Annotated in this window: 20 protein-coding genes; 12 read left to right on the forward strand and 8 right to left on the reverse strand. The window is 74.7% G+C overall.

The annotated features are described in order from the left end of the window. Positions 1-279: 279 nt before the first annotated feature. The 3 genes from JAO84_RS29605 to JAO84_RS29615 are packed head-to-tail and all read left to right on the forward strand — an operon-like array spanning position 280 to position 5,785. A complete protein-coding gene (locus JAO84_RS29605; protein ID WP_370415563.1) occupies positions 280-753 on the forward strand; it encodes a cobalamin B12-binding domain-containing protein in 474 nt (157 codons plus the stop codon). After that, positions 750-4,070 (forward strand): FAD/NAD(P)-binding protein, encoded by a 3,321-nt coding sequence (locus JAO84_RS29610; protein WP_370415564.1) that lies wholly within the window; start codon positions 750-752, stop codon positions 4,068-4,070. Before JAO84_RS29605 ends, JAO84_RS29610 begins: the two co-directional genes overlap by 4 nt. After that, positions 4,067-5,785: an acyl-CoA synthetase gene (locus tag JAO84_RS29615; protein ID WP_370415565.1), complete on the forward strand. Its 1,719-nt coding sequence runs from the start codon at positions 4,067-4,069 to the stop codon at positions 5,783-5,785. Before JAO84_RS29610 ends, JAO84_RS29615 begins: the two co-directional genes overlap by 4 nt. 84 nt (positions 5,786-5,869) lie before the next feature. On the opposite strand, the gene JAO84_RS29620 is transcribed toward JAO84_RS29615, so the two are convergent. Continuing rightward, on the reverse strand, positions 5,870-6,457 hold the full coding sequence (locus JAO84_RS29620; RefSeq protein ID WP_370415566.1) for a TetR/AcrR family transcriptional regulator: 588 nt from the start codon (positions 6,455-6,457) through the stop codon (positions 5,870-5,872). Between the two features lie 186 nt (positions 6,458-6,643). Between JAO84_RS29620 and JAO84_RS29625 the strand changes: the two genes are divergently transcribed. The 4 genes from JAO84_RS29625 (at position 6,644) to JAO84_RS29640 (ending at position 9,956) form a co-directional block, all read left to right on the forward strand. Continuing rightward, positions 6,644-7,192, forward strand: a complete 549-nt coding sequence (locus tag JAO84_RS29625) for a carboxymuconolactone decarboxylase family protein (protein ID WP_265868591.1) — start codon at positions 6,644-6,646, stop codon at positions 7,190-7,192. Then, positions 7,101-8,351 (forward strand): LysR family transcriptional regulator, encoded by a 1,251-nt coding sequence (locus JAO84_RS29630; protein ID WP_370415567.1) that lies wholly within the window; start codon positions 7,101-7,103, stop codon positions 8,349-8,351. The genes JAO84_RS29625 and JAO84_RS29630 overlap by 92 nt, the downstream gene beginning before the upstream one ends. A 205-nt stretch (positions 8,352-8,556) precedes the next feature. Next, positions 8,557-9,000: a BlaI/MecI/CopY family transcriptional regulator gene (locus JAO84_RS29635; protein WP_370415568.1), complete on the forward strand. Its 444-nt coding sequence runs from the start codon at positions 8,557-8,559 to the stop codon at positions 8,998-9,000. 5 nt (positions 9,001-9,005) lie between these two features. Beyond that, positions 9,006-9,956 carry a M56 family metallopeptidase gene (locus tag JAO84_RS29640; RefSeq protein ID WP_370415569.1) on the forward strand — a complete coding sequence of 317 codons (951 nt, stop codon included), beginning with the start codon at positions 9,006-9,008 and terminating at the stop codon, positions 9,954-9,956. A gap of 25 nt (positions 9,957-9,981) precedes the next feature. On the opposite strand, the gene JAO84_RS29645 is transcribed toward JAO84_RS29640, so the two are convergent. Both JAO84_RS29645 and JAO84_RS29650 read right to left on the reverse strand, forming a co-directional pair. Further along, complete coding sequence (locus tag JAO84_RS29645) at positions 9,982-10,437, reverse strand: tellurite resistance TerB family protein (protein WP_370415570.1); 456 nt, start codon at positions 10,435-10,437, stop codon at positions 9,982-9,984. A 177-nt stretch (positions 10,438-10,614) separates the two neighbouring features. Beyond that, positions 10,615-12,060, reverse strand: a complete 1,446-nt coding sequence (locus JAO84_RS29650; RefSeq protein WP_265868673.1) for a glyceraldehyde-3-phosphate dehydrogenase — start codon at positions 12,058-12,060, stop codon at positions 10,615-10,617. A 198-nt stretch (positions 12,061-12,258) separates the two neighbouring features. Here JAO84_RS29650 and JAO84_RS29655 point away from each other — a divergent pair, with 198 nt between their 5' ends. Then, positions 12,259-12,954, forward strand: coding sequence for an esterase/lipase family protein (locus tag JAO84_RS29655; RefSeq protein ID WP_370415571.1), 696 nt, complete (start codon positions 12,259-12,261; stop codon positions 12,952-12,954). Positions 12,955-12,977: 23 nt separating this feature from the next. On the opposite strand, the gene lysA is transcribed toward JAO84_RS29655, so the two are convergent. Together lysA and JAO84_RS29665 are read right to left on the reverse strand one after the other, a co-directional pair. Further along, a complete protein-coding gene (lysA, locus tag JAO84_RS29660; RefSeq protein WP_370415572.1) occupies positions 12,978-14,303 on the reverse strand; it encodes a diaminopimelate decarboxylase in 1,326 nt (441 codons plus the stop codon). A 10-nt stretch (positions 14,304-14,313) separates the two neighbouring features. Further along, the gene (locus JAO84_RS29665; protein ID WP_370415573.1) at positions 14,314-14,706 is read right to left on the reverse strand and encodes an SAV_915 family protein; all 393 of its coding nucleotides are present in this window, start codon (positions 14,704-14,706) and stop codon (positions 14,314-14,316) included. 371 nt (positions 14,707-15,077) lie between these two features. Between JAO84_RS29665 and JAO84_RS29670 the strand changes: the two genes are divergently transcribed. From JAO84_RS29670 to JAO84_RS29685, 4 genes are all read left to right on the forward strand, one after another. Continuing rightward, complete coding sequence (locus JAO84_RS29670; RefSeq protein ID WP_370415574.1) at positions 15,078-16,157, forward strand: hypothetical protein; 1,080 nt, start codon at positions 15,078-15,080, stop codon at positions 16,155-16,157. A 71-nt stretch (positions 16,158-16,228) separates the two neighbouring features. Then, positions 16,229-16,858: a phosphoribosylanthranilate isomerase gene (locus JAO84_RS29675; RefSeq protein ID WP_370415575.1), complete on the forward strand. Its 630-nt coding sequence runs from the start codon at positions 16,229-16,231 to the stop codon at positions 16,856-16,858. A 115-nt stretch (positions 16,859-16,973) separates the two neighbouring features. Beyond that, entirely contained in the window at positions 16,974-17,669 is a 696-nt protein-coding gene (locus JAO84_RS29680) for an alpha/beta fold hydrolase (RefSeq protein ID WP_370415576.1), read from the forward strand. Positions 17,670-17,744: 75 nt separating this feature from the next. Beyond that, complete coding sequence (locus JAO84_RS29685) at positions 17,745-18,980, forward strand: NAD(P)/FAD-dependent oxidoreductase (protein WP_370415577.1); 1,236 nt, start codon at positions 17,745-17,747, stop codon at positions 18,978-18,980. On the opposite strand, the gene JAO84_RS29690 is transcribed toward JAO84_RS29685, so the two are convergent. The 3 genes from JAO84_RS29690 to JAO84_RS29700 form a co-directional block, all read right to left on the reverse strand. Beyond that, on the reverse strand, positions 18,959-19,831 hold the full coding sequence (locus tag JAO84_RS29690) for a hypothetical protein (protein WP_370415578.1): 873 nt from the start codon (positions 19,829-19,831) through the stop codon (positions 18,959-18,961). The genes JAO84_RS29685 and JAO84_RS29690 overlap by 22 nt on opposite strands. A 45-nt stretch (positions 19,832-19,876) precedes the next feature. Next, positions 19,877-21,244 (reverse strand): esterase-like activity of phytase family protein, encoded by a 1,368-nt coding sequence (locus JAO84_RS29695; protein WP_370415579.1) that lies wholly within the window; start codon positions 21,242-21,244, stop codon positions 19,877-19,879. Between the two features lie 120 nt (positions 21,245-21,364). Further along, positions 21,365-22,627 (reverse strand): serine hydrolase domain-containing protein, encoded by a 1,263-nt coding sequence (locus tag JAO84_RS29700; protein WP_370415580.1) that lies wholly within the window; start codon positions 22,625-22,627, stop codon positions 21,365-21,367. Between the last annotated feature and the right edge of the window lie 133 nt (positions 22,628-22,760).

Consider the following 22,760-nt stretch of genomic DNA (forward strand, 5'->3'; position numbering starts at 1 on the left):
GGGCCTCCCCGTGGCCCGTACGAACGCACCCGCACGCTCCACCGCGCGCCGCCCCCCGTCGCGGCCGCGCCCGCCCGCCACCGGCCGTCCACGCCGGTGGCCGGGGCTCCCGGGGCCGTACGCGCCGATTCCCCGCCGGCGCCGCCCCGTCACCACCGCACCGGACCGCCCCGTGGCACCGCGCCGCCCCCGTCGCCGTACCGCCACGCCCGGGCCCGCCCCCGCACGCCCGAACGCCCCCTTCCGCATCCGCATCCGCACCGTCACTGGAGACACGCCATGCAAAGTCTGCACAGTCCCGAGCCGTCCCGCCGGGTGCTCCTCACCACGGGGTCCTCGGACGCGCACACCTGGAATTTGGTGCACCTTCAGCTGTTCCTGGAGGAGCACGGACACTCGGTGCTCAACCTGGGGCCCTGCGTGCCCGAGCGGCTGCTCGTGGACACCGCGCGGATGACCAGCCCCGACCTCGTCGTGCTCTCCTCGGTGAACGGCCACGGGCACCAGGACGGCCTGCGGGCCGCCCGGGCGCTGCGCGAGGACGCCGACACCCGGGAGATCCCGATGGTGATCGGCGGACTGCTCGGCATCTCGCCCGAGGGCGCCGAGGAGCGCACCGCCGAACTTCTCGCGGCGGGTTACGACGCGGTGTACCCGGACGGCACGGCGCCCACCGCGCTGCTCGCCCGGCTCGGCCGGCTCGGGGAATCCGGCGGGACGAGAGGCGCGTGTACCGGGCGGGCCGCGGCGTGACCCATCCCGACCGGCACCCGCCGCACCCGCATCCGCCTTCACCACAGGCCCAGCCCGCCCCCGCCCCGAACCAGGGTCCCGGCCCGAACCCCGGCCCTGCCGGGTACGCCCCCGGTGACCTGGGCGCCTTCGTCCAGGAGGCCGCCGCGGCCGGCGAGCTCGTCGTCCAGCCCCGCATGGGCATGGTCTCCCCGGAGGAGATGGCCGCCGGCGTCGCCGCCGTCGCCGCACTGCCCGAGCGGACCGTCGCCACCCTCACCATCGACAGCTACACCCGGGTCGGCGACCACGCGGCCGCCACCGCAGCCCTGCGCACCGGGCGGCCCCTGAACGGCTTCCCGATCGTCAGCCACGGGCCGAGGACCGCCGCCCGGACCGCCGCGGCCGCGGGACGCCGCACCCCGGTGCAGGTCCGGCACGGCTCCGCCGATCCGATGGCCATCTTCCGCACCATGGCCGCCGCCGGGCTCTCCGCCAGCGAGGGCGGCCCCGTCTCGTACTGCCTGCCCTACGGCCGCACCCCGCTCTCCGAGTCCGTCGCCGCCTGGCGGGACTCCGTGCAGTTCCTCGCCGAGGAGAGCCGGGCCCACGGCCGGCGCGCCCACCTGGAGTCCTTCGGCGGCTGTCTGCTCGGACAGCTCTGCCCGCCGTCGATGCTGGTCGCCGTGTCCGTCCTGGAGTGCCTGTTCTTCGCGCAGAACGGCGCCACCAGCGTGTCCCTGTCGTACGCGCAGCAGACCCACCCGCTGCAGGACGCCGGGGCGCTCGCCGCGCTGCGGCAGCTCGCGGACGAACTGCTTCCGCCGTCCGTGGACCGGCACGTCGTCCTCTACACGTACATGGGCGTCTATCCGCGCACCGTCCCCGGCGCCCGGCTGCTGCTGCGCCGCAGCGCCGAACTCGCCGTGCTCGGCGGGGCGCAGCGGCTCATCGTGAAGACCGAGACCGAGGCGCACCGCATCCCGTCGGTCGCGGAGAACCTGACCGCCCTCTCGGTGGCCGCCGACGCGGCCCGTACGGCCCGGCAGCGGGCCGCGCGCGGGGCGGGGCAGACCGCCGCGGGCGACGCCGAGGAGATCCTCGCCGAGGCCCGCGCCCTGGTCGGCGCGGTCCGGGCGCTCTCCGACGACCTGGGGCTCGCGCTCCTGAAGGCCTTCGACCGCGGGCTGCTCGACGTGCCGTTCTGCCTCCACCCGGACAACCGGGGCGAGGCCCGCTCGGCGGTCGCGCCGGACGGGCGGCTCCAGTGGACCGACCTGGGGGCGCTGCCGCTGCTCACCACCAGCCGGAGGACCACCCCGATGACCTCGCGCCAGCTCTCCGGCATGCTCGGCCGGGTCTCGCGGGAGCACGACCTGGCCGCGGAGACCGCTCCGCCGCCGGAGCCGGCTCCCCTGGACACCCCGCGCTGTCTGGCCGATCCGGTCGCCGAACCGCTGCGGATCGCCTTCGTGGGCATGGGCCCGCGCGGGCTCTCCGTCCTGGAACGGCTGGCGGCCCGCTGCGCGGAGCGGCCGCCGGCGCGCCGCATCGAGGTGTTCGCGATCGATCCGCACGAGGCGGGGGCCGGGCGGATCTGGCGGACGGACCAGTCACCGTGGTTCCTGATGAACACCGCGGCGCAGGAGGTCACCATGTTCTCCGGCCCGGCGGACGAGGGCCCGCACCGGCCCGGCGCCGGACCCTCGCTCGGCGAGTGGTGGACCGAGCACGACCCGGCGCGGGCCGAGCCGCAGGGCTACGCGCCGCGCGCGGTCTACGGCCACTACCTGCGCTATGTGATGCGCCGGATCGAGGAGACCCTGCCGCCCTGCCTCACCGTGCACCAGGTGCCCGCCCGGGTGATCTGCGCGGACCGGGGCGCGCCGGGGGAGCCGTACCGGCTGCGGCTCGACCGCGGCGACGTGCTCACCGTCGACCGGATGCTGCTCGCCACCGGCCACCCGGTGAACGAGCTCGACGCGCAGCAGCGCGACTGGCGCCGGTTCGCCCGCGAGCACGGCACCCCGGTCCGCCCGCTGCGGTACATCGCGGGCGGCTCCGCCAACGAGATGCCGCTCGCCGACATCCCGGCCGGCGCGAGCGTGGGCGTCATCGGCATGGGCCTCACCTTCTACGACGTGCTCGCCGAACTCACCCTCGGGCGCGGCGGCGCGTTCACCGACGGCGGCGACGGGCTGCTCTACCTGCCCAGCGGGAAGGAGCCGCGGATCCTCACCGGCTCGCGGGCCGGAGTGCCGCTGCTCACCCGGGGCGCCAACCAGAAGGGTCCCCGGCACCGGTACCGGCCGGTGCTGTTCACGCCCGCCCGGATGGCCCGGCTGCGCACCGAGCACGCGCCGCTGGACTTCGAGCAGCTGGTGCTGCCCTGGCTGCTCGCCGAGGTGAACCTGGTGCTGCTCGCCACCCGGATCCGCCAGGTCCACGGCCCGGACGCGGCACGGGAGTTCACCGAGCGGGCCGAGGAGGCCCTCGCCCTGGTCCCGGACCAGGACGTGCTGCGCGGTCTCGCCGCCGGCTACCGGATCGACCCGCAGCCGCTGACCGGACTCGACGCCCTGGCCCGCCCGTTCCACGGCTGCCGCTTCGGCTCGCCGGCCGAGTTCCACAAGGTGCTCACCGAGTGGCTGCGCGCCGATCTGGGCGACGCGCGGCTCGGGAACGCGGACGGGCCGATGAAGGCGGCGGCCGACGTGCTGCGGGACGTCCGGCAGACCATCCGCGACGTGGTCGACTTCGGCGGGCTCACCCCCGCCTCGCACGCCTGGTTCCTGGCCGAGTTCGGGCCGGTGGCGGCGATGGTGTCGACCGGGCCGCCGCAGCTGCGCTCCGAGCAGTTCCTCGCGCTGCTCGCCGCCGGGGTGCTCGAACCGGTCGGCCCGGGCGTGCGGTTCGGCACGGACCCGGTCGGCGGCCGGTTCACGGTGGAGTCGGCGCAGGTGGAGAACTCCTGGACGGCGCTCGACGTCCTCGTCGACGCGCGCCTCCCCACCACGGACATCACCGTGGACCGCGATCCGCTGATCCGCGGACTGCTCGCCGACGGACTGGTGCGGCCCTATGTGAACGCGGGCGAAACCGGCGCCGGGGCGGGGGAGTTCAGGACCGGCGGGGTGGACTGCACCGACGCGCCGTTCCACCCGGTCGGCGCGGACGGCTCGACGGAGGAGTCGATCCACGTGCTCGGCATCCCCAGCGAGCACACCCGCTGGTTCACCCAGGTCGGCAGCGGCCGGCCGGGCGGCTGGGGCTCCTTCACCCGTGACGCCGACGCCATCGCGGGCGCGCTGGCCAGGGCCGCCGGGGCGGCCGGATGACCGCGCCCGCCCGGCGGCGGCCCGCGTGCCGCGCGGAGTTCCGCAGCACGCCCGCGCACGAGGAGTACCGGGCCGCCCGGGACCTGCTGCTGCGGCTGCGCGGCGACCGGGAGGCGGCCACGGCCGCGTTCCGGTGGCCGCGGGCCCGGCACTTCAACTGGGCCCTGGAGTGGTTCGACGTGGTCGCCGAGGGCAATCAGCGCACCGCCCTTGAGATCCTCGGAGCACCGGACGCGCACGGTACGGTGCCGGTCGTCGACCGGGTCACCTTCGCCGAACTCTCGGCCCGCTCCGACGAGTTGGCGGTCACCCTGACGGAGGCCGGGGTGGCCCGCGGTGACCGGGTGCTCATCCTGCTCGGCACCCGGGCCGAGCTGTGGGAGACCCTGCTCGGCTGCATCAAGCTGGGCGCGGTCGTGGTCCCCGGCTACCAGGACCTCACCCGCGACGAGGCCGCCGACCGGATCGGCCGCGGCGGCATCCGGCACGTGGTGTGCGCGCCCGAACTCGTCCATCTGGTGGGGGAGTCGGCGGTGCCGGTGCCGGGCGTGCGGATGGCGCCGGGTGCCGGCGGAGTGCCGGGCTGGCTGCCGTACCCCGACACCCGGGACGCCGGGCGCCGCCGTGCCTTCCTGCCGCCCGGGCCGACGCCGTCCGCCGACCCGTCGTTCTGCTACTTCACCTCGGGCACCACCTCGTTGCCGAAGCTGGTCGAGCACTCCCACGCCGGATACGCGGTGGGGCATCTGTCCAGCCTCTACTGGAGCGGTCTCCGCCCGGGCGACCGGCACCTCAACCTGTCCGCGCCGGGCTGGGCGAAGCACTCCTGGTCCAGCTTCTTCGTGCCGTGGACGGCGGGCGCCACGGTCGTCGCCCCGCCCGACGGCGGGCTGTCGGCCGAACTGCTGCCCGGGGTGCTCGCCGCCCAGCGGATCAGCAGCCTGTGCGCGCCGCCGAGCGCGTGGCGGGCGATGCTGCCGTACGTGACGGAGGGCCGGGGCGCGCCCCGGCTGCGGGAGGCGACGGCGGCGGGGGAGCCGTTGACGGCCGAGGTCACGGACCGGATCGCGGCGGCCTGGGGCGTGCGGGTACGGGACGGCTACGGGCAGACGGAGGCGACGGCCCTGATCGGCCGGACCCCCGACACCCCGGCGCCGCTGTCCCCGCTCGGGCATCCGCTGCCCGGCTACCGGATCGTGCTGCGCGACCCGGAGACGGGCGCGCTCGGCGAATCCGGCGAGGTGTGCGTGGATCTGACGGAGCGTCCGCCGGGCCTGATGCGCGGCTACGCGGACCGCCCGGACCGCACCGCGGAGGCCTTCGCGGACGGGCTCTACCGCACGGGCGACCGGGGCGAGCGGCTGGCCGACGGGTCGATCCGGCTGCTCGGCCGGAACGACGAGGTCTTCAAGTCGTACGGCCACCGGGTCTCCCCGATGGAGATCGAGGCGGTCCTGCGCACCCACCCCTCGGTCGCCGACGCGGCGGTGATCCCCGGCCCCGATGAGCGCGGCGGCCTCGCCCCGTACGCCGTGGTCGAGCCCCGCGGCCCCGTCGAACCCGAGCTCCTGCGCACCGAGTTGCTCACCCTCGCCCGCCGCCGCCTCGCCCCGGTCTTCGTCCCGAAGTCCATCACCCTGACCCCGACCCTCCCCCGCACCCGTTCGGGCAAACTCCGCCGCTCCGCACTCAGCGCGGCCGGCGACGCGGCCTGAGACACGCCGACGCCCGGGACGCCCTCGTGAGGGGGGCGCCCCGGGCGTTCACGCGTCCGGCGCCGGGTGTGTCCGGCGCCGTTCTCAGCGGGCTTCCGCCGGCTCCGCCGCCCGGTCCGCCGTGCTCAGCAGGACCGTCGCGACGGCGCGGGCGCGGAGGGCGGCCTCGGTCGTGCCTTCGCGCAGCGCGGTGACGATGGCGCCGTCGCCGAGGAGGGCGAGCTGGCGGGCGAGGGTCTCGTGGTCGTGGTAGCCGCCGTCGGTGAGGAGGGCGTCGAGGCGGGCGATGACCTTCTCCTTGTGCTCGGCGGCCACATGGTGGGCCGGGCTCTCGGGATCGGCGGTCTCCACCATCGTGTTGATGAAGGCGCAGCCGCGGAAGTCCGCCGCGGCGAAGCGCTCCGCGAGTCCGTCGAAGAGGGCGAGGGGCAGCTCCTCCGGCCCGCGCTCGCTCGCCTCGATGCGCCCGTCCAGCCAGGCCCGCCACATGCCGTCGCGGCGCCGCAGCACCTCGACGACCACGTCGTCCTTGCTGGGGAAGTGCCGGTAGAAGGAGGCGCGGCCCACTCCGGACTCGGACAGGATCCGCTCGATGCCGACGGCCCGGATGCCCTCTTCGTAGAAAAGACGCTCCGCGGCGCTGAGGAGTCGTTCTTTCGCGTTCGTGGCCATACCAAACGGTACCACTCGGTTCCGTGCGGCGGATTCTGTGCGCACGGACCGGAGTCCACGCGCCCGGACCGGAGTCCACGCCTCCCGTTGCGCCAGACGGAACCGATCGGTACCGTCATGATGGTACCGATCAGTTCCGTTCGGTTCCGTACTGGTTCCGTCTTGGTTCGGCTCAAGGAGAGTTCCATGCCCCGCCTGCCCCAGCTGACCGTCGAGTCCGCCAACGAGGAGCAGCGCGAGCTGCTCGAGAGCACCCTCAAGCAGCTCGGCAAGCTGCCCAACCTCTACGCCGCCCTCGCCAACGGCCCGGCCGCGCTGCGCGGTTACCTCGCCATGCGGGACGCCCTGGTCGGCGGCAGCTTCAGCGCCCGGCAGCGCGAGCAGCTGGCGCTCTACATCGCCCAGCGCAACGACTGCACCTACTGCGTCTCCGCGCACACCCTGCGCGGCGGCAAGGTCGGCCTCGGCGAGCAGGAACTGCTCGCCACCCGCAAGGGCCAGGACGCCGGCGACCCGCACATGGACCAGGTCCTGCGGATCACCGGCGCCATCATGGAGAGCGGCGGCCGCGTCAGCGACGCCGCCCTCGCCGACGCCCGCGCCGCCGGCGTCTCCGACGCCGAACTGGCCGAGATCGTCGGACATGTGGCGCTCAACGTGCTGTCCAACTTCTTCAATCACGTTGCGCAACCGGAACTGGACTTTCCGTTGGTTCCGGCGCAGCTCGCCGAGTAGAGTCCTCCGCTGCCGACAGGGGTGCCGGGAGCGAAGGAGCGTCCGGCACCCCTGCGGTGTGAACAGACCGACTGGGGCGATCGAACGGGCGGCGTGCGACCAGCCGCCTCCGTGTCAGGCGCCGCCGGGGGGCGGCAAGGGGGTTGAACACGTGGACATCGACGCAAGAACCCTGAGAACCTTCCGCGAGGTGACCTTGACCGGGTCATTCACCCAGGCGGCCCGCCGCCTCGGGTACTCGCAGTCCAGCGTCACGGCGCAGATGCGCGCCCTGGAACGGCAGGTGGGCGAGCCCGTCTTCGAACGGCTCCCCAGCGGCGTACGGCTCACCCGCACCGGGACCGTGCTCTGCGACTACGCCCGGCAGATCCTCACGCTCGTCGGCGAGATGGAGGTCGCCCTGCGCCGCCCCGCCGCCAACCCGCCGCGGATGACCGTCGGCGTGGTGCCCGCGCTCGCCTACGGACAGCAGCTCGCCCGCCTCACCCACATCGGCCGCCGGCTGCTCTCCGGAGTCCAGCTCGCCCTGCGGGTCATGGGCACCGGCGAGGTCCACGACGCCTTCCGGGCCGGCACCATCGACGGCGCGCTCGTCCTCACCGTCGTCGACGCCGACGACCCCGCCGCACTGCCCGGCGCGCTCACCGACCCGCTGCGCACCCCCGACCGGGCCGACGACCTGACAGAAGTGCGCCTGCAGGAAGTCGAGTTCGTGCCCGTCACCGGAGTCACCCGGATGCGCGGCGCGGCTGCCGCCGGCCGCCAGGTCGTCATCGCCGACCCCGACTGCCCCTCGCAGCGCTGGCTGCCCGAATTCCTCCGGCTCCGCTCCGACGGACCGCCCGAGATCCATGAACTCGGCTCCATGGCCGGGGTCCGCGCCGCCGCCCAGTCCGGGCTCGGCTGCGCCATGCTCCCGATGGCCCTGGCCGCCTCCCCGCGCGAGGCAGGCGGACTGCGCCCGCTGCCGGGCGTTCCCCGGATGCGCTGGAACGCCTGTCTGCTCTCCACCCGCGGCGACGACCGCCCGGCCCTCGACTGGGAGAACCTCGCCGAGACCCTCCGCCAGGCCACCGCGCTGGCCGGCGCGGTCCCGGCCGACGACCCCGAGGACGCCGCGGTGTCGGCCCTCGGCCCCAACCCGGGCCTGGCCGGCTGACCTTCGCCCACGGCGCGGGCCCGCCCCCACGGCCCGCGCCCCCCTGAACCGGTGCCACGGCACACCCGTCTCTCCCCGGACCCACACCCCCGACCGGGCTCCAGAGACCGCGGGTGCGCCGTGGCACCACCATGTCCGGGCCCCGTCAGCCCCCGTCAGTACGATGGAAGCGCTGGATTCAGAAGACGGGTACGGAAGGTGCGGCGTGACGGACAGCGGCGGCGGCAGCGGCGGAGCGGCCGGGACGGAGCCGCCCGCCCCGCGCAGACGCGCCCAGGGCGAGCTGGAGGCCCAGGTGCTCGGCGCGCTGCGGGACGCCCCCGGCCCCGTACCCGTGGCCTGGGTGCAGCAGTGGCTCGGCGGCGACCTCGCCTACACCACCGTCATCACCATCCTCACCCGCCTGTACGCGAAGGGCGCCGTCGCCCGCGAGCGCGCCGGCCGCTCCTTCGTCTGGACCGGCGTCGCGGACGAGGCCGGGCTCGCCGCCCTCCGCATGCGCAAGGTCCTCGACGCCGAGGCAGACCGCAAGGCCGTCCTCGCCTCCTTCGTCACCGCGCTCTCGCCGAACGACGAGCGACTCCTGCGTGAACTCCTCACCGAGGAGGGCGAAGGCAGACCGGACGCCCCCGAGGAGGGCGGACACTAGCGGACATGGGAGTCTTCGTCTTCCTTCCGCTGCTGCTCCCGCTCAGCGCCTGGCCCGTCGCCCGGCTCGCCGCGCACCGCCTCCACCCGCGCGCCGCGACCCGGCTGCTCACCGTCTTCGCCGTCGTCCTCGCCGTGTGCAGCACCCTCTGCCTGGCCCTGCTCATGGTCGTCGGCACCGCCCAGCTCCCCGGCAACCCGCTGCCCGACGGCTGGTCCGACCCCGAGGTCCGGGCCGCCGTGCCGTACGACGAGATCGCGGGGCGCGCCGCCATCCCCGCCCTCGGCGCCGTGCTCGTCGCCTGTCTGCACGCCGTCGCCCGGCACCTCGGGGTGCGCCGCCGTGCCGAGCGGGCGCTGGCCGGACTGCCCGGCCGGTGCTCCGTCGCGGTGCTGCCCGACCCCGCCCCGTACGCCTACGCCCTGCCCGGTTGGGGACGCCGGAAGGACCGGGTGGTGGTCAGCACCGGCATGCTCGGCTCCCTCGGCCCCGCCGAGCGACGGGCCGTCTTCGCCCACGAGCGCGCCCACTTGACGGCCCGTCACCACCGCCACCTGCTCGCCGTGCAACTCGCCGCCCGCGCCAACCCGTTCCTGCGCCCGCTGCGTACCGCCGTCGCCTACACCGCCGAGCGGTGGGCCGACGAGGAGGCGGCGGCCGCGGTCGGCAGTCGCCGCACGGTCGCCCGGGCGGTCGCGCGGGCCGCGCTGATCGCCGCGCCCGCGCCCCGTACCGGCGCGCTCGCGCACGTCTCCGGCGGGGGAGCGGGCCCGGTGCCGCGCCGGGTCGCCGCCCTGCTCGGTCCCGCGCCCGCCAGACCGGCCTGGCCGCCGCTGTGCACGGCGGCCGGGATGGCCGTGTGGTCCGCCGCGGTCGGCGCGACCCTCTCGGCCCTGTCCTCGGCCAACTCGGCGGTCACGCTCTTCCTGGTGCTGCGGGCGGCGACCCCGATGTGACGGATGTGACGGGGGCGGTCCGGGGCTACAGGTCGAACTCGTGCGGCGGCAGGTCGAGCGCGTAGCACGCCTCGCGCACCACGGCCTGCTCGGTCTTGTCGAAGTCGCCGTCGGCACCGCCGATGACGATGCCGATCTGGACCACGGCGCGGGCCTCGGCGGGCTTCTTCTTCGCCTTGGCGACCTCCTGGAGCACGCTCACCCTGCCGAAGTCGAAGTCGGCGGCGAGGCGTTCGAGGTTGGCGTCGAAGCGGCGCTGCAGATCCATCGCGTCGAAGTTCTGCAACACCTCGTTGGTGGCGATGAGCTGGGCCACCCGGCGGCGTTCGGACGGGTCGACGGTGCCGTCGGCGGCGGCCACGAGCGCGCACATCGCCATGCTCGCGTCGCGGAAGGCGCCGCTCTTGAGGTCGTTCTTCTTGGCGAGCAGCTGGGTCTGCATCGTCGATGCGGACTCCTTGAGGCGGTCCCACAGGGCCATGGTGCAAGCACTCCAGACGTCGGTGACGTTCCAACAACTTCTACGGATCTGTAGAACGTACCGGCGTGCGGGCGAGTTCCCGGGGAGGCCGGGGGCGCGAAACGCCGAACGGCGGCGGGGCGGGGGCCCCACCGCCGTCCGGCGTGTGCGCGTGTGTCCGGGAACTCCGGTGGCGGATCAGGCCGCCGGGGCCGGGTAGGTCGGGTACTCGACGCCCGAGACGTGCTGGACGACCCGGATCACCTGGCAGGAGTAGCCGAACTCGTTGTCGTACCACAGGTACAGGATCGCGTTGTCGCCGTCGACCTTGGTCGCGCCGGCGTCGACGATGGACGAGTGGCGGGAGCCGACGAAGTCCATCGAGACGGCGTCGGGGGCCGTGGTGAAGTCGATCTGGCGCTTCAGCGGCGAGTGCAGCGAGACGTCGCGCAGGTACTCGAGGACCTCGTCGCGGGTGGTCTCGCGGCCCAGGCGCAGGCTCAGGATCGCGATCGAGACGTCCGGGACCGGGACGCGGATCGAGCTGCCGGTGATCGGGGCCTTGAGGTCCGGCAGCGCCTTGGCGACGGCGGAGGCGGCACCGGTCTCCGTGATGACCATGTTCAGCGGCGCGGAACGGCCACGGCGGTCGGCCTTGTGGTAGTTGTCCAGGAGGTTCTGGTCGTTCGTGAACGAGTGGACGGTCTCCACGTGACCGCGCAGCACCCCGTACTCGTCGTCCATGGCCTTGAGCGGCGGGACGATCGCGTTGGTGGTGCAGGAGGCGCAGGACAGGACGCGCTCGTCCGGCTTGATCGTGTCGTGGTTGACACCGTGCACGATGTTCGGGACGTCGCCCTTGCCGGGAGCGGTGAGGACGACCTTGTCGATGCCCGGACGCAGGTGCTTCGACAGGCCCTCGCGGTCGCGCCACTTGCCGGTGTTGTCGATCAGGATGGCGTTCTCGATGCCGTACGCCGTGTAGTCGACCTCGGACGGGTCGTTGGCGTAGATCACCTTGATCGTGTTGCCGTTGGCGACGATCGCGCCGTTGGCCTCGTCGACCGTGATGGTGCCCTGGAACTGGCCGTGGATGGAGTCGCGGCGCAGCAGCGAGGCCCGCTTCACGAGGTCCTGGTCGCCGCCGCCGCGCACGACGATGGCGCGCAGCCGGAGGCCGTTGCCGGAGCCGGCCTTCTCGATGAGCAGGCGGGCGACGAGCCGGCCGATGCGGCCGAAGCCGTACAGGACGACGTCACGGCCCTCGCCGCGCTCGATCTTGTTGGCCCCGGTGGCGCCGGCGACGGCCTGGGCGGTGAACTCGGCCACCGAGAGGCCCTTGTCGTCCGCCTTGTACTCGGCGGCCAGCATGCCGATGTCGATCTGGGAGGGACCCAGGTCGAGGGTGGTGAGCGCCTGCAGGAACGGCATGGTCTCGGTGACCGACAGCTCCTCGCCGTCGATCTGGCGGGCGAATCGGTGGGTCTTGAGAATGCTCACCACCGACTTGTTCACCAGGGAGCGGCTGTGAAGGAGGACGGTGACGTCCTGCTCCCGGTGCAGCTTCCCGATGATCGGGATCATGGACTCCGCGATCTCCTCGCGGTTCTTCCAGTTTGTGAACGAGTCCTCGTTGACAGTCACAGAAAGCATCTCTCGATCGAGCTAGGCAGTGCTCAAATGCTATCCCGTCGTCTCCGATGTGCGGCAGGGGGGTCCTGTGTGGTCCTGGACACGGGGGTGTGGGGTGGGGGTTTCCGGCGGTAACATCGCGGGACGTCGAATCTGACACCCCGTCACTTCGGGGTCCATCCCTCTCGCCGACCGCCCGGAGGCCTTGTGATGCGTCGTCGCTCAGCCACCGCTCTCCTCACGCTGCTTACGGCCCTGGCCGCGCTGCTCGCCGGACCCGGCGCGGGCCCGGCGAGCGCCGCCACCGCCGCCCATCGGCCGGTCGTCCTGGTCCACGGCTACAACGCCGACCCGGGCGTCTGGGGCAGCCTCGACGCGCGGCTCCGGGCCGCCGGGTACGCCGACGGCGAGATCTTCCGCTGGGGCTACGACACCCACCAGTCCGTCAACGAGGTGCTCGCCGGCCGCTTCGCCGCGTACGTCGACGAGGTGCGCCGCACCACCGGCGCCGACCGCGTCGACATCGTCGCCCACTCCTTCGGCAGCCTCCCCACCCGCTGGTACGTGAAGTACGCCGGCGGCACCGCCACCGTGGCCCACTGGATCTCCCTGGCCGGCCCCAACCACGGCACCGGCGTCGCCTGGGCCTGCGCCCTCTGGGACCAGGCCTGCCGCGACATGACCCCGGGCAGCTGGGTCCAGAACCACCTCGCCGAGGGCGACGAGACACCGGGCCCGGTCGCGTACACGACCTTCTGGTCGAACTGTGACGAGGTCATCGACCCGGACGACAGCGTGCGCCTGACCGGAGCGACCAACACCCCGGCGGGCTGCCTGGACCACAACGCGCTGCTGGGGGACGAGGCGGTGGGGCGCGGGGTGGTCGCCGCGCTGGGGGCGGCCTGAGGGGGCGGGGCGCCGCCCCCTCCTCAGAGGCCCACGTCCCGCGCCCGCAGGTCGTCCAGGGTCTCGCGGCGGACGAGGAGGCGGCTCGTGCCCGCCGATACGGCGACGAGCGGGGGGCGGCCGATGAGGTTGTAGGAGGAGGCCATGGACAGGTGGTAGGCGCCGGCGGCCGGGAGGGCGAGGAGGTCGCCGGGGCGGAGGTCGGCGGGGAGGGGGACGTGGGCGGCGAGGATGTCGCCGGCCTCGCAGTGGCGGCCGACCACGGTCACCGGCCGCGGGGGCGCCGTCGAGGGGCGGGCGATCAGGCGCGGGGCGTAGCGCACGCCGTAGAGCGCGGGGCGCGGGTTGTCGCTCATGCCGCCGTCGACCGCGACGAACACCCGCTCCGGGGTGGTCTTCACGGCCAGCACCCGGTAGACGGCGACGCCCGCAGGCCCGACGACCGCGCGGCCCGGCTCGACGAGGAGCCGGGGCACCGGGAGGCCGGCGCTCGCGCAGCTCACGGCCAGTTCGGTGTGGACGCGCCGGGCGAGCGCGGGGAGGTCGAGGGCCGGGTCGCCCGGGCGGTAGGCGATGCCGTGGCCGCCGCCGAGGTCGAGCTCGGGCAGGACCACGCCGTGCGCGTCGCGGGTGCGGGCCATCAGCCCGACGAGCCGCCGCACCGCGACCAGGTACGGCTTGACCTCCGTGATCTGCGAGCCCAGGTGGCAGTGGAGCCCGGTCAGTTCGAGGCGCGGCTGGTCGAGGATGCGGGCGATCGCGTGCTGGGCGTGCCCGTCGCGCAGTGACAGGCCGAACTTCTGGTCGTCCGAGCCCGTGCGGATCTTGGCGTGGCCGCCCGCGCCGATGCCGGGGGTGACCCGCAGCAGCACCTTCTGGCGCGCGTGCGGACCGACCGCCGCCGCGATCCGGGCGATCTCCGCCGGGTTGTCGATGACGATCCGGCCGACGCCGAGCCGCAGCGCGGCCCGCAGGTCCTCCGGAGACTTGGCGTTGCCGTGCAGCAGGATCCGCTCGGCCGGGAACCCCGTGGTCACGGCGAGCTCCAGCTCTCCCGCCGAGCACACGTCGAGCCCCAGGCCCTCCTCCTCGACCCAGTGGGCCAGCGCCCGGCACAGGAACGCCTTGGCGGCGTAGTGGACCTCGGCCTCCGGGAACGCGTCGCGGTAGGCGCGGCAGCGGCCCCGTACCTCGTCCTCGTCCAGGACGTACAGCGGTGTGCCGTGGCGCTCGGCCAGCTCGTCGAGGGCGACGCCGCCGACGAGCAGCCGCCCGTCCGGGTGGGCCACCGCCGAGGCGGGCCACACCGACAGATCGGAGGCGGCGGGGGCGAGGGGTGCGACGGTCATCCCGACCCCCTCAGCGGGCCGGCACCGGCCGCGGCCGGCGCGCGGACGGCGGGACCGGGGAGAGTCCGGCGGACGGCCCACCGGTTGGCGGGGCCGCCGTGAGCGCCGGGTCGACGGTCAGCTCCGCGACACCCAGCGGCCGGACCAGGGCCCGCAGCGCGGGCTCGGCGAGCGCCGTCCAGGCCTGGTCGGGGCCGAGGACGGACCTGAGGCGCTCGGGCGTGGTGAACGCGACGGCGGTACGGGCGCCGAGCGGCGTACGGAAGAGGCGCGCCGCGCAGCCGTGGGCCGCCGGCCGGACGGGTACGCAGAGCCGGGCACGGCCCCCGCGTCGGCCCCCGCCTCGTCCGGCCGGCACCTGTTCGGCGGGCTCGGGATCGTCTCCGTACAGGATGTCGCTCATGGTGGTTCCTCCCCGGGAACGGGCGCCCCCGCGCCGTTCGCGCCGGGGCCGCGCCGTCGAAGCTATGCCCGGCACCGGCCCCAGGGGCCCCGGGGGACCCGTCCCTGACGCGCCCCTGACGAGGTCTCTGCGCCCCCTGACGGGGACTTGACGCGTTCAATGGGCGAGGGCCCGTCCCGGGCCCTCGGGGGCACCCCCAGGACCCCCGGCTCCGCGCCGGGACCCCGAGTCGCACTCGGGCCCCGACTCCGCCCCCGGGCCCCCGGCCCCGCGCCCCGACTCCGCCCCCAGATCCCGCCAGATCCCGCCCCACCCCTCCGGATTCCGCAATCCCTTCGAAACCGCCCCGCCCGGCCTGGCAGGCTTGCGTCGTGACGTACGTCGTGACCGTGGAAACCTGCATACCGGACGACGCCTCCGACCTCGACGCCCTCGGCAGGTTCGGCGCCGCCGTCCTCCTGGAGCGCGGCTTCGGCTCGGTGGCCGGCGCCGAAGGGCCGGACGGCGTGGAGGTGGACGTCCTCGATGTGACCGTGGACCCCCACCACCGGGGCGCCGAGCTGTCCGTGACCGCCCTCGCGCCCTCCCTGGAGGCCGCCGAGGACGCGGTCGGCGCCGTGGTCCAGGAGGTCCTGGACCACACCGAACTCCTCACCGGCTGGCTCGTCGTCAGCAGCGAGGTGCGGCTGCACACCGACCGCGCCCGGGAGAGCCTCGCCGCCGCCGACGGGCCCGACGCCCCGCCCAGCGACCCGGCCGCCCGCCGGGCCCGGCACACGGCGCCGGGGCGCGGCCGGCCCGCCGGGGAGGGCGAGGGGGACGACGAGGACGGCGTCTGGTCCGAACTCGTCGAGGACGCCCCCGACCCCGAGACCGAGATCCGCGCCATGGCCGCCCGGCTGCGCTCCTTCGAACCGGCCGTCTTCGGTGCGAGCCCCGACACCGCCGAACTCGCCGCCGGCGTCCTGGTGCACGCCGCCGAGGTGTTCATCGACGAGCTGTACGACGACGTGCAGGCCCTCGCCGACGAGGACACCGACGTCGCCGGCTGCCAGGGCCACCTCTGGCACCTCGACCGCCTCCCGGCCCGGCACGCCGCCCGCTACGACGAACCCTTCGCCCGCCGCTTCCTCGTCACCGCCGTCGCCCTCACCACCCGCTTCACCGACGGCGGCTTCCGCCGCCTCGGCTGCCTCGCCGAGGAGCTCGTCCTGCGCTTCCTCATCGAGCAGGCCCGGGCCGCCCTGGAGCTGTACGGCCTCGTCGGCGACGACGTGCTCGCCGCCCTGGAGCGCTTCCGGGCCCACGTCCACGAGGGCGCGGAGGCCGAACCCCCGCTGCTCGGCTTCGGCACCTGGTTCACCCCGTTCGGCGACGACCACTACGTGCACCCGTACGCCGCCGACTCCTTCGGCGACGAGGAACCCGCCGAACGGAGCGAGGGCGCGTAGGCGGGGGCGCGGGCCGCGGCGGTAGGCTCGGGCCTCGACGGGCGGGCCGGCGGAGAGCTGAGGAGACACAGGTGTTCGTGAAGGTGTGCGGGCTCGCCACGACGGCCGAGATCGACGTGGCCGCCGCGGCCGGGGCCGACGCGATCGGCCTGGTCGTCAGCGGGACCAGCGTCCGCGGTCTGACCCGCGACCGGGCCGCGGTCCTCGCCGCCCATGCCCGCGCCCACACCCCGGAGCACGTGCTCTCCGTGCTCGTCGTCAACGACACCCCCGCCGCCGAGGCGGCCGCGCTCGCCCGTGAGCTCGACGTCGACGCGCTCCAGCTGCACGGCCCGGCGTACGGCGAGGCGGAGTTCGCCGCGGCGGTCCGGGTCTTCCCCCGGCTGTGGCGCGCGACCTCCCTCAAGGAGCGGCCCGACACCCGGGTCGGCGCGTACGGCGAGGAGGTTCTGCTGCTCGACTCGCCCCGCGCCGGCTCCGGTTCGCGCTGGGACCTGTCCCTCCTCGACACCGCCCGCCCCGAGGGCTCCTGGCTGCTCGCCGGCGGCCTGGCACCCGACAACGTCGCCGAGGCCGTCGGCCGGGCCCGCCCCTGGGGCGTCGACGTCTCCAGCGGGGTCGAGTCCGCGCCCGGTGTGAAGGACCACGAGCTCATCCGCGAGTTCGTCACGGCTGCCAAGGCCGCAGCCGCCGCGGGCTGACGCGGGCTGACGCGCGAGGGGCCGGCGCGCAGGGCCCGTTGTCAGTCCCTCCCACTAGCGTGCGGAACGCGGCCGGAGCCGCACCCGCAACCCGCACTCTCACCGGGAGAAGCTCGTGGACATCCTGCTCGTCGCCGGTCTGTGGCTCGACGGATCGGCGTGGGACGACGTCGTGCCCGAACTCGCCGCGCTCGGCCACCGTCCCGTCCCCCTCACGCTCCCCGGACAGGGCGACGGCGCCGCCTCCGCCACGCTCGACGACCAGGTCGCGGCGGTCGTCGCCGCCGTGGACGCGGCGTCCGGCAGGCCCTTCGTGGTCGGCCACTCCGCCGCCACCACGCTGGCCTGGCTCGCCGCCGACGCGCGGCCCGAGAAGATCGCGGGCGTCGCCCTGGTCGGCGGCTTCCCCGCCCCCGACGGCCGGGAGTACGCCCCCTTCTTCCCGGTCGAGGACGGCGTCATGCGCTTCCCCGGCTGGGCGCCCTTCGAGGGCCCCGACGCCGCCGACCTGGACGAGGCCGCCCGCGAGCGCTTCGCCTCCGCCACCGTCCCCGTCCCCGGCCCGGTCGTCCAGGGCGTCGTACGGCTCACCGACCCGCGCCGCTTCGAGGTGCCGGTGACGCTGGTGTGCCCCGAGTTCAGCCCGGACGAGGCGCGGCAGTGGCTCGCCGCCGGCGAGAGCCCGGAACTGGCCGCCGCCAAGCACCTCTCGTACGTGGACATCGACTCCGGCCACTGGCCGATGACCACCCGGCCCCGCGAGCTCGCCCGGATCCTGGCCGAGGCGGCGGAAGGAGTCCCTGGGGTGTGACCTGAGTCATATTCGGTCACGGCGGTCGATGGCGCGGTGTCTTGCGGGCGAACACCTGGAACCCGAGGAGGCGCCATGACCGAGAACCCGAACAGCGTGCGGACGACGACGTCCGTGCTCGTGATCGGCGGCGGATACGCCGGCGTGATGGCGGCGAACCGGCTGACCAGCCGCCCCGGCGTCACCGTGACGCTGATCAACCCGCGCCCGGACTTCGTCCACCGGGTCCGCCTCCACCAGCTGGTCGGCGGATCCGACGACGCCGTCGTCGCCTACGAGGACGTCCTGGCCGCCGGCGTCCGGCTGGTCACCGACACCGTGACCCGGATCGACCCGGCCGGGCGCGGCGTGACCCTGGCGGCCGGCGACCCGCTCGCCTACGACTACCTGGTCTACGCCGTGGGCAGCGGCACCGCCGACCCGGGCGTGCCGGGGGCGGCCGAGTTCGCGCGCCCGATCTCCACCCTGGAGGAGGCGCGGCGGCTGCGCACCGCCCTCGACGCCGAGCCCGTGACGGCCCCCGTGACAGTCGTCGGCGCCGGTCCCACCGGCCTGGAGACCGCCGCCGAGCTGGCGGAGGCCGGCCGCCCGGTCACCCTGGTCTGCGGCGGCGTACTCGGCCCCTACCTGCACCCGCGGGCCCGGCGTTCCGTCGCCAAGCACCTCGCCCGGCTCGGTGTGACGGTCGTCGAGGGGACGGACGCGAAGGTGACGGCCGTGACCCGGGACGCCGTACGGCTCGCCGACGGCCGCGAGCTGCCGAGCCGGGTCACCGTCTGGACCGCCGGGTTCGCCGTCCCCGACCTCGCCGTCCGCAGTGGCCTGACCACCGACGCCCTGGGCCGGCTGCTCACGGACGAGACGCTGACGAGCGTCGACGACCCGCGGATCGTCGCGGCCGGCGACTCGGCGGCGCCGTCCGGTCTGCCGCTGCGGATGAGCTGCCAGTCCGCGCTGCCGCAGGGCGCCCGGGCCGCCGACACCGTGCTCAGCCGGCTCGCGGGCGAGCGGCCGGGGGAGCTCCACCAGTCGTACTACGCCCAGTGCGTCAGCCTGGGCCGGGCCGCCGGGGTCTTCCAGCTCGCCGACCGGGCCGACGTCGCGATCGGGTTCCACGTCGACGGCCGGCTCGGCGCCCGCTTCAAGGAGATCGCCTGCACCTCCATCCACCAGCAGCTGGTCGGAGAGGCCCGCAAGCCCGGCTCCTACCGCCTCCACCACCTGCCGGGCGGCGCCGCCAAGCGCCGGCAGCTCCTGCGCGCCGCCCGCGCCGACCGAGCCGACCAGGATCAGGCGTCGGCCGCCCGCTGAGCCCGCTCGGTGCTGTCGTCCTCGTCGCGGTCGCCCACCCAGCGCCAGAAGTCGACCATCATCCGCTCGCAGCGGATGCCGAATTCCAGGGCCTCACGCTGGCCCCGGGTGAGCAGTTCGCCGACCGAGGCGGCGAGCTGCTCGTACTCCTCCAGGGTGCCGGTGTGCTCGGCGATCTGGACGGGGGCGTGGACGCCGGGGCGGGCGCCGAACCAGAGCTTGAGGATGCCGCGTTCGCGGGCCTCGACCGGCACGAAGGCAGGGTCGTCCAGCCAGCCGCGCAGCGCCCGGCCGCCCGCTTCCCCCTCGCGCGCCCGGACCGAGCCCCGCCGGCCCGCCCGTACGGCGCGCAGCTGGAGCACGCCGACGACCACCGCGTACGCGCCCGCCACCACCGGCGTAGGGAACCACCGCTGGTGCAGCTCGGGAAGGCCGGTGACGGCGGTGAGGACGCCGAAGGTCACCGCGAACACCGTCCCGACCAGGATCGTCGCGCGCGCGATCCAGAACGCCGCGCCGCTGAACGCCTGCTCGGGCGGGGTGCGGGCCAGATAGGCCGCCGCGCCGCCCATCGACACGTACACGATCGCCGCGTACCCGATGCCGAAGGCGCCGTGCAGCCGGATCCGCCGCCGTACCGCCGACAGCAGCTGCACCGGGCCGAGCAGCATCAGCCGCCCGCCGAGCACGGAGTGCGCGATAAGCGGGACCAGAGGGACCAGACTGCGGGTGTACGGGCCCATCCGGTCGCGGACCGCGGCGGCGACGTACTCGGGCGAGACGCTCCGCCCGAGCAGCCACTCGCCGAACGCCGGGGCGCCGGGACGCGCGTACGGCCACGGCTCGGTCATCGCGATCGGCGCGTAGCCGAGACAGACGACGGCGATCCGCCCCCACTAGCGGATCGGGCGGTCCAGGCGCACCTTCACCAGCGTCGTCTCCACACCGCTGTCGACGAGCCGCCCGTTCGCGTCGAACGCGCCGACGCCGTCCGTCATGCCGAGGTCGTTGTCGTTGAGCAGCACGAGGGTGCGCGTGCCCTCCACCGCCACGCCCTCGATCTTGCCCGGCACGCCCTCGACGGTGCCGAGGTCCACGATCAGGCGCTTGGCCGGCACCGGCACGCCTTCGGCGGCCGGGTCCGCCAGCTGCTCCAGGGACGGGCTGGTGGCGGTGGAGTCCCAGGCCGAGCCGAGGATGTCGGCGTCGTGGCGCAGCCGGATCTCGTACAGGCGGGCCGCCTTGTCGGTGCGCTCCTGCACCAGGAGACGGTCGCCGCCGAGCGCGACAAGCGCGGAGATCTTCAGCTCCGAGGTCTTGGTCTGGCCGGGCTCGACCTCGCCCACCGGGTCGAAGCGGTACGCGTACTCGCCGGTGACCTCGCCCTCGCGCGGCGAGAAGCGCAGCAGGCGGGTGGTGCGGGAGTCCTCGCCGCTGTTCTTGTCGGGGTTGAGCAGCGGGCTCTGCAGCGCCATCACCAGGTCGCCGTTCGGGAGCAGGGCGAGGCCCTCGAAGCCGCGGTTGATCTTCCGGGTGAGGAGGATCGACGGCAGCGACTCGATCACCGGGTAGTCGGCGCCGGTCAGGTTCAGGCCCTCGGGCACGTGGCGGGCGAGCACCCGGCCCTGCGGCGACACGTGCACCAGCGACGGACCGTACTCGTCCACCAGCCAGAAGCTGCCGTCGCGGTCGCGCACCACGCCCTCGGTGTCCAGGCCGTTCGGGTTGTACGCGAGCGGGGTCCGGGCGTCGTAGGTGTACGGCGCCTCGTCCCGGCCGGCCTGGTTCGACAGACCGGTCACCGGCTTGCCGGAGGCGGTGGTGAGCGGGATGGCCTGCAGGACGTCGATGCGGTCGCCGACGACGCGGATCTTCACGATGGCCGGGTCGAAGCCGGGCACCGGGAAGGTGCGGCGCTTCTCCTTGCCGACGGAGATCTGGCCGTTCGGGCCGCGGTCGGTGACGGTCCAGTACTCGCCGGGCCGCTCGGCCGGGTACAGGTCGCTGCCGATGCCGCCGAGGTCGACCCCGCGGTCGTCGGCGACGGTGCCGGGCAGCAGGCGGTTGCTGAACTCGGCGAGCGGGATGTCGGGCAGCGTGGCGTCGGCCACCACGCGGGCCGCCGGGCCGGTGCCGTGGCCGGGCGCGTGCGGGGCCGGCGCGCCCGAGGCCGGCCAGGCGAGGGCGGTCAGGGCGAGTGCCGCGGACAGCGGAAGGCCGATGGCGACGGACGTGGCGCGGGGCGCGCGGGAGGCGTTGGTCATGGCCGGATCGTGAGCGCCGTCGGTGAGGTCCGGGTGGCGGGCGGGGGGTGGTCGGATGAACCGCCGGTGGCTGAACGCTCGTTCACGTGTTCGCGGCCACCCCCCGCCGCCGCCCGTCGCTCAGTGCCGCTCGGGCAGATCGCGCTCCGCCGGGCGGTCCGTCGCGCTCGGCGCGCTCTGGAGGGAGCGGGCCGACACCGGTGGCTTCTTCGCGCTTCCACAGAAGGCCGCCTCAAGGGTGCCGCCGAGCGCGGTGTTCGCGGCCCCGTGGTTGGAGGTGTTCGCCAGCGCGGAGACGCTGCGCCGGCCGTCGCGGGTGGCGAAGGCGTACGTGTAGAAGCCCTGGACCGTGCCGGTGTGGCCGTACACCTGGGTGCCGCACGACAGGTCGTAACGGCGCAGACCGAGCCCGTAGAAGCGGGTGTTGGTGGTGTCGGTCGGCGTCACCGTCGTCATCGCGTCGAGCGACGCGGGGGACAGCAGCCGGCCGCGCATCAGGGCGCTCATGAAGGTGTCGAGGTCGGCCGTGGTGGAGATGACCGCGCCGGCGGACTGCGCCCACGACACCGTCTGCTCCGTCGAGTCGACCAGCGGCGCGCCCTCCTCGTCCGGGTGCAGATAGCCCTTCACGTGCGGGCCCGCGATGCGGGTGTCCGGGTGGACGTACGACGTCCCGCGCAGCTTCAGCGGCTTGAAGATGCGCCGCTGGTACGCGTCGGCCACCGGGCGGCCGGTCAGCTTCTCGATCAGCATGCCGACGACGACGAAGTTGGCGTTGGAGTACTTGTAGGAGACGCCGGGCTCGGTGGTGCGGGGCAGGGCCAGGGAGAGGTCCACCAGCTCCTGGTAGGTGAACACCCGGTTCCGCACGGCCTCGAAGCCCGGCACGGTGTGCTCGAACATCGGGTCGGTGTAGTCGGCGAGACCGCTGCGGTGGGTGAGGAGGTGGCGGACGGTGATCCGGTCGTCGGGCAGCAGGCCCGGGAGGTAGCGGTTCACGGGCTGGTCGAGTTCCAGCCGGCCCTCGTCCACGAGCTGGAGCAGCACGACCGTCGAGAAGGTCTTGCTCACGCTCCCGATCCGGAACCGGGACCGCACGTCCATCCCCTCGCCCGCCACCCGGTCCATCACCCCGACCGCCCGGCTCCTGACCCCCTCCGGCCCGCTGTACCGGGCCATCGCACCGGGCGCGCCATTGGCCATGGCGGCGTCCAGCGCGGCGGTGATCCCGGCCATGTCGGGCGCCGGGGCGGTTGTCGCTGCGGTACGGGCGGGTGCCTGCGCGGCAGCGGCCTGCGTGGCCGGGACGAGAGTCCCGGCGAGCGCGGCGACCAGCGCGACGCCCGCGCCCACGGCCAGACGTCGGTGCGGCGAAAGGAGCACGGAATTCCTCGACTTCTCACTCGAAGCGGTCGCCCCGGACGTTCCGGACGACTCGCCCACCGAGCATGAGTGCCGGGCTACCGGAAGGGTTCCTGCCACTCACGGCGTGTTCCGGCCATATCCGCAGCGCCGG

The organism is Streptomyces fradiae (assembly GCF_041270065.1).
In the GTDB taxonomy this organism is placed as follows: Bacteria; Actinomycetota; Actinomycetes; order Streptomycetales; family Streptomycetaceae; genus Streptomyces.

What these genes read in the sequence shown, in the direction of transcription:
- JAO84_RS29605 (WP_370415563.1), top strand. Translation starts at nt 280, where the DNA reads ATGCAAAGTCTGCACAGTCCCGAGCCGTCCCGCCGGGTGCTCCTCACC.
- JAO84_RS29615 (WP_370415565.1), top strand. Translation starts at nt 4,067, where the DNA reads ATGACCGCGCCCGCCCGGCGGCGGCCCGCGTGCCGCGCGGAGTTCCGC.
- JAO84_RS29620 (WP_370415566.1), bottom strand. Translation starts at nt 6,457, where the DNA reads ATGGCCACGAACGCGAAAGAACGACTCCTCAGCGCCGCGGAGCGTCTT.
- JAO84_RS29625 (WP_265868591.1), top strand. Translation starts at nt 6,644, where the DNA reads ATGCCCCGCCTGCCCCAGCTGACCGTCGAGTCCGCCAACGAGGAGCAG.
- JAO84_RS29630 (WP_370415567.1), top strand. Translation starts at nt 7,101, where the DNA reads ATGTGGCGCTCAACGTGCTGTCCAACTTCTTCAATCACGTTGCGCAAC.
- JAO84_RS29640 (WP_370415569.1), top strand. Translation starts at nt 9,006, where the DNA reads ATGGGAGTCTTCGTCTTCCTTCCGCTGCTGCTCCCGCTCAGCGCCTGG.
- JAO84_RS29645 (WP_370415570.1), bottom strand. Translation starts at nt 10,437, where the DNA reads ATGGCCCTGTGGGACCGCCTCAAGGAGTCCGCATCGACGATGCAGACC.
- JAO84_RS29655 (WP_370415571.1), top strand. Translation starts at nt 12,259, where the DNA reads ATGCGTCGTCGCTCAGCCACCGCTCTCCTCACGCTGCTTACGGCCCTG.
- lysA (WP_370415572.1), bottom strand. Translation starts at nt 14,303, where the DNA reads ATGACCGTCGCACCCCTCGCCCCCGCCGCCTCCGATCTGTCGGTGTGG.
- JAO84_RS29665 (WP_370415573.1), bottom strand. Translation starts at nt 14,706, where the DNA reads ATGAGCGACATCCTGTACGGAGACGATCCCGAGCCCGCCGAACAGGTG.
- JAO84_RS29685 (WP_370415577.1), top strand. Translation starts at nt 17,745, where the DNA reads ATGACCGAGAACCCGAACAGCGTGCGGACGACGACGTCCGTGCTCGTG.
- JAO84_RS29690 (WP_370415578.1), bottom strand. Translation starts at nt 19,831, where the DNA reads ATGACCGAGCCGTGGCCGTACGCGCGTCCCGGCGCCCCGGCGTTCGGC.
- JAO84_RS29695 (WP_370415579.1), bottom strand. Translation starts at nt 21,244, where the DNA reads ATGACCAACGCCTCCCGCGCGCCCCGCGCCACGTCCGTCGCCATCGGC.